The 13,750-nt window shown below is 42.6% G+C and carries 11 protein-coding genes; all 11 read left to right on the top strand.

From position 1 onward, the window contains the following. Window positions 1-206 precede the first annotated feature (206 nt). On the top strand, window positions 207-1,520 hold the full coding sequence (locus DEF30_RS08110) for a DEAD/DEAH box helicase (RefSeq protein WP_294098046.1): 1,314 nt from the start codon (window positions 207-209) through the stop codon (window positions 1,518-1,520). A gap of 512 nt (window positions 1,521-2,032) precedes the next feature. Further along, complete coding sequence (locus tag DEF30_RS08105; RefSeq protein ID WP_294098045.1) at window positions 2,033-4,312, top strand: anaerobic ribonucleoside triphosphate reductase; 2,280 nt, start codon at window positions 2,033-2,035, stop codon at window positions 4,310-4,312. A gap of 46 nt (window positions 4,313-4,358) precedes the next feature. Continuing rightward, window positions 4,359-4,853, top strand: a complete 495-nt coding sequence (locus DEF30_RS08100; RefSeq protein WP_294098604.1) for a 4Fe-4S single cluster domain-containing protein — start codon at window positions 4,359-4,361, stop codon at window positions 4,851-4,853. 178 nt (window positions 4,854-5,031) lie between these two features. Beyond that, entirely contained in the window at window positions 5,032-6,369 is a 1,338-nt protein-coding gene (gene rsxC, locus DEF30_RS08095; RefSeq protein ID WP_366409586.1) for an electron transport complex subunit RsxC, read from the top strand. Window position 6,370: 1 nt separating this feature from the next. Next, window positions 6,371-7,351, top strand: coding sequence for an RnfABCDGE type electron transport complex subunit D (locus DEF30_RS08090; RefSeq protein WP_294098044.1), 981 nt, complete (start codon window positions 6,371-6,373; stop codon window positions 7,349-7,351). Window positions 7,352-7,586: 235 nt separating this feature from the next. Further along, a complete protein-coding gene (locus DEF30_RS08085) occupies window positions 7,587-8,618 on the top strand; it encodes a C4-dicarboxylate TRAP transporter substrate-binding protein (protein ID WP_294098042.1) in 1,032 nt (343 codons plus the stop codon). A gap of 95 nt (window positions 8,619-8,713) precedes the next feature. Further along, window positions 8,714-9,238, top strand: a complete 525-nt coding sequence (locus tag DEF30_RS08080) for a TRAP transporter small permease (RefSeq protein WP_074910697.1) — start codon at window positions 8,714-8,716, stop codon at window positions 9,236-9,238. Continuing rightward, window positions 9,238-10,524, top strand: a complete 1,287-nt coding sequence (locus tag DEF30_RS08075; protein WP_074910694.1) for a TRAP transporter large permease — start codon at window positions 9,238-9,240, stop codon at window positions 10,522-10,524. Before DEF30_RS08080 ends, DEF30_RS08075 begins: the two co-directional genes overlap by 1 nt. Before the next feature lie 12 nt (window positions 10,525-10,536). Then, window positions 10,537-11,328, top strand: a complete 792-nt coding sequence (locus DEF30_RS08070) for an HAD-IIA family hydrolase (RefSeq protein WP_294098033.1) — start codon at window positions 10,537-10,539, stop codon at window positions 11,326-11,328. 101 nt (window positions 11,329-11,429) lie between these two features. Beyond that, window positions 11,430-12,140 (top strand): MgtC/SapB family protein, encoded by a 711-nt coding sequence (locus DEF30_RS08065; RefSeq protein WP_177213453.1) that lies wholly within the window; start codon window positions 11,430-11,432, stop codon window positions 12,138-12,140. A 280-nt stretch (window positions 12,141-12,420) separates the two neighbouring features. Next, window positions 12,421-13,608, top strand: coding sequence for a tetratricopeptide repeat protein (locus DEF30_RS08060; RefSeq protein ID WP_294098027.1), 1,188 nt, complete (start codon window positions 12,421-12,423; stop codon window positions 13,606-13,608). The last annotated feature ends 142 nt before the right edge of the window (window positions 13,609-13,750 follow it).

Raw genomic sequence — 13,750 nt, 5'->3', positions numbered from 1 at the left:
TGATATACTTTTAAAAGCAACTTTTCAGGTAGAGACCATTTGTATACTTCTTTGCAGTATTATGTTTTGGTCATCAGAAATGAATCGGATTCAATGTACAGGAACGCATTGTGTGTTCCTGTTTTTTATGGTTTTTCTGATTTTGCCAGAATTTATAAGATGCAATATTTAATACAGCACAATAAGATGCTGCAAAAGGAGTACTTATGTTATTTACCGATTTAAATCTATCCATACCAATTCAGAAAGCGCTGAAAGAGGCAGAGTACAGTTATGCCACGCCAATCCAGGAACAGTCCATACCACTTCTTTTAGAAGGGAAAGACCTCCTTGGCTGTGCACAGACAGGTACAGGGAAAACGGCTGCTTTCGCATTGCCCATTCTGGAAGCTTTATCCCAAACACAGACCTTCTCAGGAAAAAGAAAAATACGTTCACTGATTCTTGCACCTACGAGGGAGCTTGCCATTCAGATCAGTGACAGTTTTAAGACCTACAGCAAATATCTGAAACTGAAGACCACGGTTATTTTTGGTGGTGTATCCCAGAATCCACAGACTGAAGTGCTGGGTAGAGGGATTGATATACTTGTAGCAACGCCAGGAAGACTTTTGGATCTCATTCAGCAGAAGTTCATTTCTTTAAAAGATGTAGAGCATTTTGTGCTGGATGAAGCAGATATGATGCTGGATATGGGGATGCTTCACGATGTCCGTAAAATCATCACCCATCTTCCGTCAGACAGACAGTCTCTTTTCTTCTCAGCTACCATGCCGAAGGAAATAGAGGTGCTGGCAAACTCAATTTTATCAAAACCTTCTAAGGTCACCATTACTCCTGTGGCGTCAACGGTAGATACCATAGAACAGAGTGTCTATAAAGTGAATAAGGTGAATAAGATCCATCTATTGACCAGTCTCCTTGAAACGCTGGAGATGGACCGTGTTCTTGTTTTCTCAAGAACGAAGCATGGAGCGGATAAAATTGTGAAAGCTCTTGTCAAAATGAACTATAAAGCTCAAGCCATCCATGGAAACAAGTCACAGACAGCAAGGCAGCTGGCGCTGAAGAATTTCAAAGACCGAGAAACGAAAATTCTGGTAGCGACAGATATCGCTGCCCGAGGGATAGATGTAGAAGAACTTTCCCATGTGATACTCTTTGATCTTCCTGAGGTTCCTGAGACTTATGTCCACAGAATCGGAAGAACTGGAAGAGCGGGGCTTGGAGGCATTGCCATCTCCTTTTGTGATGTTGCAGAGGTAAATCTTTTAAGGGATATTGAAAAATTGATCAGCAAAAGGATTCCTGAAGTGAAAGACCATAAGTATCCACTGGAGATTCTCGATGCTGTGGATACACAGACAAAACCTGTGGACCAAAAACAGCAACAGCAAAAGCAGCAGAAGCAGAAACAGAAATCAGGAGTAAACCAGTCTTCACAGAGTTTTTCGAAGAAGAGCCATGTAAACAAGACTGGATTTAAAAAAAGTCCATCGAAAAATAAAAAAGCAGTGTAGTATTGAAAAACTGTGAACCTTCATAGAGAAGATATTGATGCTGGAGCAGGCCTGCTTTATAGAGGGCCGCTCCTTTTTTCTTCACATGGATAGAGAGATCAACACGATTATTGCACTAGGGCAGAGCAGTCAGAAAAAAGTTTCAAGGATTGTGCTTTCAATGAGGGTATGGTAGTGTATAAAGTAAATATGTGTCTGATGAAAGTGAAGCCTGGTGAGATTCCAGCACTGTCGCGCAACGGTTATAGTCCGATCCTTTATCAGAGGTAAGCACAGCTCGCGTCAAGCAAAATCAGATTTTCTGTAGGATTTGAACTTGGCGTTGCCAGGTTTTTTTATTTGATCGAAAGAGAGGTGATGCAGAAAAAACGTGCTGATTCTGCGCTCACATAAAGACATGGAGACATTCATTTGGGATTTCTAAGAAGAAACCAGATGAAATCAGAAAATACATACGATGGAATCATGTTATGATACAAAGTGTGTTAAAAATTTAGAAATGGGGAAACGAGATGGTTAATAATAGTACACCTTTATGGACACCAAGAGAAATCAGAAAAAGAGATGGAAGCACAGTACCTTTCGACTATTTTAAAATAAGAGAAGCCATAGAAAAGGCAAACCGTGAAGTGCCTGAAGAACTGCTGACTGGGGATAAACTGGATTACTTGACAAACCTTGTCGTATCTTCTCTAGATACTGGAGTAATGCCAGAAGTGGAAAAAATTCAGGACCTGGTTGAGCTTATACTGATGAAGGAAGGAGTGTACAGGACTGCGAAGGCGTACACTCTGTATCGAAGCGAGAGAGCAAGTTTGCGTGAGAGTCGAGACTATCTCATGGAACGATTCAAAAAACTATCCTATACGGATGCGGCATCAGATGATGGCAAACGGGAAAATGCCAATGTGGATGGAAATACCGCCATGGGGATGATGCTGAAGTATGGTTCGGAGTCTTCAAAATATTTTATTGACCACTATGTACTGCCCAAAGAAATGGCCAAAGCCCATGAAGAGGGGGATATCCATATTCATGACAAGGATTTCTATCTTCTTACCGAAACCTGCTGTCAGATTGATTTGGATAAACTGTTCAAGGGGGGCTTCTCCACTGGACATGGCGTTTTAAGAGAACCACAAAGCATTGAAAGCTATGCTGCTCTTGCTTGCATTGCGCTTCAGGCCAATCAGAATGAAATGCACGGGGGGCAGTCTATACCGAATTTTGATAATGCCATGGCCAAAGGAGTGGAAAAGTCTTTCCAAAAGATCATGAAAGACCTTAGAGAAGAAAAAGAGCTCTTTCTTGGAAGTTTTGAGGATAAAGGTGCTCTTCCAGAGTTTGAAAGCTATAATGATTTTCACATCTACCTGGCTGGACTGGAGAAGTCTGGGGACACATCTTCATTTGAATGGAAATTTCTCGATCTTGCCAGAAGAAAGATCGAACGTTCCACCTATCAGGCTATGCAGTCGCTGATTCATAATCTCAATACCATGAACTCCAGAGCGGGAGCACAGGTACCGTTCAGTTCCATCAATTATGGCACTGGGATCACACCGGCAGCAAGACTTGTAATCCGTATGATCCTTCAGGCTACGGAAGATGGGCTTGGAAATGGAGAAACACCAATCTTCCCAGTCCAGATTTTCAAGGTAAAAGAAGGCATCAGCAGTGAAGCTTTGGATCCTAACTATGATCTTTTCCAAAGAGCCATTGAAGTTTCTTCCAAAAGACTCTTCCCGAACTTCAGTTTCCTGGATGCGCCTTTTAATCTCAAGTATTACAAAGAAGGAGACGACAACACTGAAGTATCCTATATGGGATGCAGAACGAGAGTCATGGGGAATGTTTTTGACCCGGATAGGGAAGTGACAAAAGGTAGAGGGAATCTGAGTTTTACGTCCATTAATCTGCCCAGAATCGGCATCATGGCAGAAGGATCGCTGGAGAAATTCTATGAACTTCTGGAAGATAGAATGGAACTTTGCTTCAGACAGCTTCGACACCGTTTTGAAATACAGAAGAGAAAAAGAGTGGAGAATTATCCGTTTCTTATGGGAGAAGGAGTCTGGATTGACTCTGAAACTCTTGGTGCAGAAGAAGAAATTGATAGGATTCTTAAACATGGCACTCTTTCAGTTGGCTTTATCGGTCTTGCGGAGACCTTGGTTGCTTTACGCGGAACCCATCATGGAGAAGAGGAGGCATCACAGGAACTTGGTCTGGAGATCATCCGATTTATGAGAAGGAAGTGTGATGAGAGAGCTTCAAAAGAAAAGCTGAACTACACTCTTCTGGCAACGCCTGCTGAAGGTCTTTCAGGAAGATTTGTAAACATTGACCGAAAAAGATTTGGATGTCTTCCTGGAATCACAAATCATGAGTTTTATACAAACTCTTTCCATGTGCCAGTATATTTTCCCGTTGGATCCTTGAAGAAGATTTCATTGGAAGCACCGTATCATGAGCTTACCAATGCTGGGCATATCACTTATGTGGAGCTGGATGGAAATGCCAGGTTTAATCCTTCTGCGATGGAAATGATCATCAGACATATGAAGAATCAAGGGGTAGGATATGGTTCCATCAACCATCCTCTGGATCGGGACCCAGTTTGTGGTTATCAGGGAGTGATTGGCGACACCTGTCCAAAATGCCATAGAGTAGAAACACTGGAGGTTCCATTTGAAAGAATCAGAAGAATCACCGGGTATCTCGTAGGTACGTTAGACCGTTTCAATGATGCAAAACGATCAGAAGTACAGGAAAGGGTGAAACATGTCTGATAGACTTTCACAAAATCACCGGTTGAAAACTGATTCAGACGAAAAGATGATCAGAATCTCTGGAATCATTGAGGAGTCCATTGTAGATGGACCAGGCCTCCGATTTGTAGTTTTTACCCAAGGCTGTGTGCACAACTGCAAAGGATGCCATAATCCTGAGACACATAGTGTAGAAGGCGGAAAACTCATTGGTGCTTCCGAGATTGTGAAAGCATACAAGAACAGTGGCGCAGCCGGTATAACCATATCTGGAGGAGAACCATTTCTGCAGGGAGAAGCCTTGGCTTTTCTTGGAGAGGAGATTCATAAGCTTGGAGGAAATGTCATCACGTATACGGGTTATACGCACATGGACCTTATTAAGCTCCAGATGAACACTCCTTCCGTGAAGAAACTTCTCCAAGAAACGGACCTTCTTGTAGACGGGCCTTTTATACTGGATGAAAGAACAGTAGACAGACCCTTTATTGGCAGCGCCAATCAGAAAATCATATCACTCAGCAAGAAGGGAGACTCCTTGCTGCACCTTATAAGAGCATAAAACTGTACTTTTTCAGAAAGCCCTTCTTTGGAAAATCCCGGGAAGGGCTTTCCTATTTGAGGGATTTTTTGAATTATCTGTGAATTACCGCCTCTCTTACGTGAAATATAATATACTAAGAATAGATGGGGTATGATGAACACCATAACTCCAGGGAACTTTTGAAAGGAATGATTTCATGAGATTATTTTTTATGGGAAAGCATGGGGGCAGTCATCCAAATGAGATGAAGGAAAGAACAAATGGGTTACCCATTGAACAAGCAACGATTCCAAAGCAGCTGATTTATCCGATGTCCATGCATATTGGAGCACCCGCTGAACCCGTGGTATCCGTCGGTGAGAAAGTGTGTATCGGCACCCTTCTTGCAAAAGCTCCAGGGATGATATCAGCCAATGTGCATGCCTCCGTATCCGGAACAGTCATGGCTATTGAAAAAAGACCGACATTAAATGGTTTTTCAGATTGCATCATAGTGGAGAATGACGGTCTTGATACGCTGAGTGCAGACATTAAAACTGAAGCAGAGCAGATCACTGAGGCTGCGCTGATACTGGAAAGAATTCAGGAGGCGGGTATCGTAGGCATGGGTGGAGCAGCTTTTCCAACAGCAGTGAAACTGAATCCTCCCAAAGGCAGTGTCATTGACACGCTGATCATCAATGGAGCAGAATGCGAACCCTATTCCACCTCAGACCATCGGGTGATGCTCGAGTATACAGAAGAGATTATCAAAGGAATTGAGACCGTATCGTATCTTTTCCCGAAACTTCAGAATGTGTATGTAGCCATAGAGGATAACAAAAAAGATGCCATAATAGCGGTTGAGAATGCAGGTGCGCACCTTTCAAATCTTCGGGTAGTGCCCATGAAGACCATGTATCCCAGAGGATCTGAAAAGAATCTCATTAAGCTTCTCACAGGCAGAGAGGTAAGGCCTGCCGGGCTTCCTGCGGAAGTCCGATGCGTTGTGATGAATGTTTCATCTGCAAGAGCCTCTTATCGGGCGATAGCGTTCAAAGAGCCGCTCTATGAACGAGTGGTTTCTGTCTCAGGTACGCCAGTGAAAAGTCCAAAGAATCTTCTGGTAAGGATCGGAACACCCGTGGAGAGCCTTTTGAAGGATTGTGGAGGCTTTATCCAGTCCCCTGAGAAGCTTTTAAGTGGAGGACCAATGATGGGAAGAACGCTCTCAGATGTTCAAATACCTGTGATGAAGGCCATGACTGCCATTACGGCGCTCAATGAGAAGGAGTCCAGAATCGGAGAAGAAAGTGACTGCATCAGATGTGCGGAATGCATTCATGTCTGCCCAGTGAACCTTCAGCCTGTCCTCATCAGTGAGGCGTACAGACGGGGAGATTTGGAAAAGGCCAGGGCCTTAGGTGCCATGGACTGTATTGAATGCGGTAACTGCAGCTATATTTGTCCTTCCAAGATTCCTCTTCTGCAGAACATCAGAGATGCCAAGGCGGCCATCCGAACATTGGATGAGAAGAAAAAGGAGGGAGCTTAAAATGGAACTTCTAAAAAAATTGAAACAGGGAGCTTCGCCTCATATCAGAACGCCAAGAACCACAGCTCAGATCATGACTGAAGTGCTCATTGCCCTGATCTTTCCTGCAGCTGGAGCCGTATATTATTTCGGACCTAAAGTGATCCTGATGATTGCTTTGGGGATGGGAACTTCAGTGCTCAGTGAATATCTTTATCAGAAATGGACCTACAAGAAAATCACCATTCAAGACAGAAGCGCTCTCGTGACAGGTGCTCTTCTTGGTCTAAGCCTTCCGGTCAGCGCCCCATGGTGGAGTGTTGTCGTCGGATCTGTCTTCGCCATCGTGGTTGTAAAGCAGTTTGGTGGAGGAATCGGAAGAAATGTGTTTAATCCGGCTGTAGCTGCGAGAGTCATGCTCAAGGCGTTTTTCTCTCCATGGATTACCAATTGGGTCCTTCCGGGACCTGATGCCGTTTCCGCCGCTACTCCGCTGGAGTACATTGGTGGGGGTGTGACCTCTGTTCCTGAAATGGTTCCAGGTCTCAGGGATCTGTTTTTCGGATTCAATCTTGGGGGAAATGTGGGAGAAACCAGTAAAGCACTGATTCTCTTGGGGATGCTCTATCTGATCTTAAGAAGAATCATCAATCCGAAAATACCCGTGCTCTACATTCTAACCACAACGCTCCTCATGGGGATTTTTTCTTCCTTCGATTTTGAGTTTATGATGTCCCATGCGCTTTCGGGCACCTTGTTCTTCGGCGCTACCTATATGGCGACAGACTACAGCTCGGGGGCTCTGACTCCAGAAGGAAAGACAGTCTTTGCTGTTGGAGCTGGTGTGTTGACTGCGCTTTTCAGGTTCTTTTTCACCTATCCGGGAGGCGTTGGATTTGCAATTCTCATTATGAATGGTCTTGCGCCATTCATTGATCAGAAGTTCATGCCTCGAATTTATGGTCATAAGGAAAGACCAAAAGTGAAGTGGAACAGACAATAAGGACAAAAGTCCATGGAGTCCCAGTTTAGGAGATTCCATGGACTTTTATTCTGAAGAAATAAACCTTTATTTTACCACTATAATTTTATAAAATAAAGCATCAATTTAAAGCTTTACATGGATTTAACATTGTGCTATTATGAATTAACAATGAACAGGAAATCGTTATCAGTACTGAGGTACTTATTGCTTCAGTGCTTTTATATGGTTTCAAACAAATATTAGGGGGTACTATATGAAGAAAATTGCAACACTCATTGCAACCGTTCTGATGGCTACAACAATTGTTGCTTGTGGCGCAAAGAATGAGGGTGAATCAGGCACAGGATCTGAAGCACCAAAGAAAAAAGAGATCACCGTCAGCACTAAGTTTGTAGACGATGAGCAGACCGCCATCTCTCTGAAAAAAGTAGTAGAGGCAGTAAATGAGAGAAGCAACGGTTCTCTGGAACTGAAGCTTTTCACCGGTGGAATTCTTCCAATCGGTAAAGATGGTATGGAGCAGGTTGTCTCCGGTGCAGACTGGATCCTGGTGGATGGTGTAAACTTCCTTGGTGACTACGTGCCTGACTACAATGCTGTAACAGGACCATTCCTGTACACAACATTTGATGAGTATTTTGCTATGACAAAAACTCCTCTGGTTCAGGATATGAACAAGAAGCTGGAAGAAGAGCATGGTGCTAAGGTGCTTTCACTGGATTGGGTGTTTGGTTTCAGAAGCATGATGACCAAGAAGCCAATCAAGAGCCCAGAAGATATGAAGGGTCTTAACATCCGCGTTCCCACAAGCCAGCTGTATACTTACACCATCGAAGCTATGGGAGGAAACCCTGTTTCCATGCCATATCCAGATACCTATGCTGCAATTCAGCAGGGTGTTATCGACGGTGTTGAAGGTTCCATCATGACTTACTATGGAACACAGCAGTATGAAAACGTGAAAGAATACTCTCTGACCAACCACCTTCTTGGTGTATCTGCAGTAGTTCTTTCCACAAAGCTTTGGGATGAACTGACCGAAGAACAGAGAACTATTATTTCTGAAGAGTTTGAAAAGGGTATGCAGGACAATCTGGATGAAACCGTGAAGGCTGAATCCGAGTTTGCAGAACTTCTGAAAGCTGAAGGTGTGAACTTCCATGAAGTTGATGCGGAAGCATTCCTGAAGGCTGCAGAGCCAGTATACACAAAGTTCCCACAGTGGACACCTGGCATCTATGAAAAAATCATAGAGGAACTGAACAAGATTAAAGCTGGACAGTAATAGCTGAATAGTAGTTTTCATAGCATTCCTCTGTGATCAGGGGAATGCTATTGAAAATTTTAGGCATTTAAATTTAAGTTTAATAGGAGGACACGATGAAAGGGCATTTACGTAATTTTTTTGTTCATTTTGAACTGATTATTGGTTCAGTTTTCTTAAGCATCACCTCGGTTCTTGTACTTATTAATGTTTTTACCCGATATTTTTTAAGATTTACTTTCAACTGGACGGAAGAAGTAGCGGTTGGAGCATTTGTTTGGGTAATTTTTCTTGGGCTTGCGTCTGCATATAAGACCAAAGGACTTATTGGAATTGAAGTTCTGACCAATCTGGTTCCAGATAAATATCAGCCAATAGTTCTGATGATTACTTCAAGTGTAGTGACAGTATTATCAGGAACTATGTTTTACCTTAGTTTCCTTTACTTTATGAATTCCACAAAGATAACGGCTGCTTTAGAGTTATCTTATAAGTTCATATATGTTGCTATTGTAATTTCGTTCGGATTAATCACCATCTACTCTATTTACTTCCTGGTGCAGAGCATTAGAAAAGTATTCCTGAAGAGGGATGTCAAACTGGAAATTGGTGATCCAGAGGATCAGGGGGTAGAAGAGTAATGGAAGCGTTATTACCGGTTATAGTTCTCTTTGTATTATTTTTCATGAACATTCCTGTTGCGTTTTCGCTGATAGGATCATCACTTTTTTATTTTATTTTCATTAATAACTCAATGCCTACAGAAATGGTGATTCAGCAGTATGTAACAGCAGTTGAATCTTTCCCATATCTGGCAGTGCCTTTCTTTGTCATGATGGGTTCTGTCATGAACTATTCAGGAATATCAGGTGCGATGATGGATTTCGCCAATGTTCTTGTAGGTCATACAAAAGGAGGACTTGCTCAGGTAAATGTTCTGCTTAGTGCGTTCATGGGTGGTATTTCTGGTTCAGCGAACGCAGATGCAGCGATGCAATCTAAAATCCTTGTTCCTGAAATGGTAAAGAAAGGGTTTTCTCTACCATTTTCCGGAGCGATTACCGCAGCATCATCAGCCATCAGCCCAGTTATTCCTCCTGGAACCAATCTGATTCTATATGCGCTGATTGCGAATGTGACCGTAGGAGATATGTTCCTTGCAGCTTATATGCCGGGTATCCTTATGACGATTGCGCTTATGATTGCAGTTCATATCATTTCAGCAAAGCGTAACTATACTCCTCAAAGACAAAAAATGGCTAGTATTGGTGAAATTCTCAGACAGTTTATCAAATCAATCTGGGCCCTTGTTATTCCATTCGTAATTATTATGGGTATGAGAATGGGGATGTTCACACCTACTGAGGCAGGAGCCGTTGCAGTATTCTTCTCAGTGATTGTTGGATTCTTTGTTTATAAAGAGCTTAAGCTGGAGCATATCCCTGTTATTCTTATGGATACTGTAAAAGGTACCGGTGGAGTAATGGCTATTATTGCAAGTGCTAAAGTATTTGGATATTATCTGACATTAGAAAGAATCCCTCAGATGATTACGGAGTTCCTCATGAATATGACGGATAGCCCGATTGTGCTTCTTTTGGTTATTAATGCACTTCTTCTGTTTATTGGAATGTTCCTGGAAGGTGGAGCGGCTCTGGTAATACTTGCGCCACTTCTAGTACCGGCGGTTGTATCCTTTGGTATTGATCCAATTCATTTTGGTATGATTTTCATTGTGAATATCATGATTGGAGGTTTGACACCGCCATTTGGTTCCATGATGTTTACGGTATGCACTATTGTCGGGTTAAAGCTGGAAGACTTCCTTAAAGAAGTATGGCCGTTTATTATTGCACTTATTGCAGTATTGCTTCTCATTACTTACTCTGAAGGAGTTGCACTGTTCACCTATAACTTGTTCAATTAAAGGAGAAATGTTTTGCATAGATTAAAAGATAAAGAGACTTTTCTTCTTGATATGGACGGTACGATTTTCCTCGGAAATGAACTGATAGACGGTGCTCTGGATTTTCTTGAGACCATCAAGGAGAAAGGAAAGAGATATATTTTTCTCACGAACAACTCGTCGAAAAATAAACTATCGTATGTGGAAAAATTAGGCAAGCTGGGAATACATGCGGACAAGGAAGACATCTTCACCTCAGGGGAAGCCACCACAAGATACCTCAAGAGAAAGAAAGAAGGCGCCAGAATTTATTTGCTCGGGACGCCTGCTCTGGAAGAGGAATTTGAGATGGAGGGCTTTCAGCTGGTGAAAGAAAGACATCAGGAAGTGGATTATGTGGTGCTTGGATTCGATACAACGCTCACCTATGAAAAGCTTTGGGGAGCATGCGAGTATATTGCGGCTGGAGTAGAGTATATTGCGACTCACCCTGATTTTAATTGTCCTTTGCCGAACGATGCTTTTATGCCGGATGCAGGAGCCATGGCAGCCCTTATTGAAGCATCCACCGGAAAAAAGCCGAAGGTCATTGGAAAGCCCAATAAAGAGGTAGTGGAAAGCATTGCAGACAAATATGGTCTTGATAAATCTGGAATGGTCATGGTGGGAGACCGCCTCTATACAGATGTTCAAACTGGAATCAATGCAGGCATAACAGCTGTGGTTGTATTCTCTGGAGAGACCAAAACTGAAGATTATGAAGCCAGTCCAATTCGAGCTGATTTTTCTTTTCCATCAGTGAAATATATGATACAAGATCTTTAATACACTGAGGAGGTCTCCTTATGAAGATAAGGAGACCTTCTATATAAACAAGAATGTAAAGGTTTAGATGCGCTGAATCTAAGATATAAAACGAACAGGAGGTGATTGAGATAGATTATAGAGAAGTGCTTTTCAGGCTTGGTATCGCAGTTTTCGCAGGAGGGCTCATTGGATATGAGAGAGAGTATAAAAACCGTCCAGCGGGCTTCAGGACCCATATACTGGTGTGTATTGGTGCTTGCGTTATTGCGCTGATTCAGGCAACCATGAATGAAGAGATCATTCAGAGGGTTCTACAAGACAGCAGGCTCCAGGACATTCTTAGAGCGGATTATGGAAGACTTTCTGCTCAGGTGATCAGCGGAATCGGTTTTCTTGGTGCGGGCACAATCATTCATACTAAAGGGTCCATTAAAGGGCTGACTACAGCAGCAACACTCTGGCTGGTAGCTTGTCTGGGCCTAGCCATCGGATACGGATATTACATCATCAGTATGGCAGCCCTTGTAATCTGTGTCATTGTGCTGATCTCCCTGAAGAAAATTCAGGACAGACTGTTTCATAGTGGAAAAAACATCAAGCTAGAAGTAGAGTTCACTAAGAAATCAAAGACCATTGAGTTTATTGACACCTATTTTGATACGAAGAACATACATGTCATCGATATGGATTTTATTAGAGGTTCTGGAGAAGGCGTCAAAGGGTGTATATATACACTGAATTTGCCAAAGTCTCTCGATATACTCAAAGTAATGCGGGATTTGTCCTATAATGACAGTATATTGGAAATACGAAAGGTCACAGAGGATTAGTCTCTTCTGATGCATACTGGAAATACCAGCAGTCCAGACAATACAAAAAGACGAGATCAAACAGGAACCAGTTTCAAAGTTGTAGCTTTAAAACTGGTTCCTGTTTTGGGGTTGAAACGTATGAAATTCATGAAGATAATCTGATGAAAAAGTGAAAATAACCTGGAAGTCATAGATTTTCCCCTAGAGTTACGATAGAATAGAACAGAAATCAGATACCATTTGATTGCACTGTGCCATGTGGAGTTGTGGCCAGAAGACAGGATAGGAGAGGTAGCGAATGGAACAAGCAAGCAAGAATTTGAAAGAAGCGGAAGTCGCATTAGAAGAAAATAATATTTCAAAAGCAAGAGATATATTGGAAAGCAGCCTATCGGTAAATCCAGAAGATACTGAAATAATGAACCTTCTGGGATATTGTGAGTATCTCTTCTGCAACTTTGACAAAGCAAAGTACTATTGGAATAAGAGTATTTCTGTGAAGGCCAGGGACAACAAGGCTGTGGAATACTTACTGAAGTATAGAGTGGAAACTGCCCAGGATTTTCAGAAATTATATAAAGAAGCCATCCGAGCAGAAGATCAAGGTGATTACACAAGAGCCATCAGCGTATTCAAAGATCTTTTCGAACGGGAACCTGAAATGGTTGGACTTCTTCTTCATATAGGGCATTGCCATTTTCTGAATGGCAGTCTGGACGATGCTAGAGAATATATGAATAAGGCATTACTGCTTGACACCAGCAATGAGAAGGCTTTGAGATATCTGGATGAGCTGTCGGTGTTATCTGTGAAAAAAAGAAAGAATCCTGGAAAATCCTTGGCCTCATTTCTGATTCTTCTCGTTTTTCTTGGGGTAGCAGGATATAGTCTATCCAGAGCACTGGATTTCACTGCACCCAAGGAGCCAGGTGAAGAAGTGGCAAAAGAGGAAGAACCATCTGTAGAAGAACCTGAGGAGAATCCAGAGCCTGAAGCGCCAGTTGAAACTCCAGTTGAGACTCCAGTGGAACCACCTGTAGTTGAAGAGCCAGAGGAGGAGCCGCCTGTCACCGAAGAACCTGGTCCAGTGACTCCAGGCAGAGTCTTCTCAGAGGATGAGGTTGCAGTGCACGATGAAGCGCTTTCTGACTTTAGAGCAGGCAATTATGACAGAGCTGCGGAAGCGTTTCACCATATTCTGAACAATGGAGAGATCCCTGAGTACAAGTCTGAAGCTGTGTTTTATCTTGCCAATACGTATCAGAGGCAGGGAAAAGCTGAGGACGCAAAGAAATGGTATGAAGAATATCTGACAAGATTCCCAGACGGTGTGTATTTTGAAGAAGTGCTCTACACCTATGGACTGTACCTGTATGATCTTGGAGAACTGGAGAATGCGAAGAAAGTCCTCCAGAGGATTCCCAATGAAAGACCCAATAGTATGTACAATAATTCAAGAGTACGTGCAATCCTCTCAGAGTCTTGAATCATAAAATATGAAGCCGCATAGAAAAGCTCCTGGTTTTGGAACCAGGAGCTTTTCTGTATTGAGATTCAGCTGGCCAGCTGGTCAGAAACAACCTTGTTACGTCCGGCTGATTTTGCCCTTTGACACTCCCACAGCTAAA

It is taken from the genome of Proteiniclasticum sp. (genome assembly GCF_003514505.1).
GTDB lineage: Bacteria > Bacillota > Clostridia > Clostridiales > Clostridiaceae > Proteiniclasticum.
The sequence above is the reverse complement of the archived record's forward strand: the minus strand, read 5'-3'. Positions and strand labels throughout refer to the sequence as shown.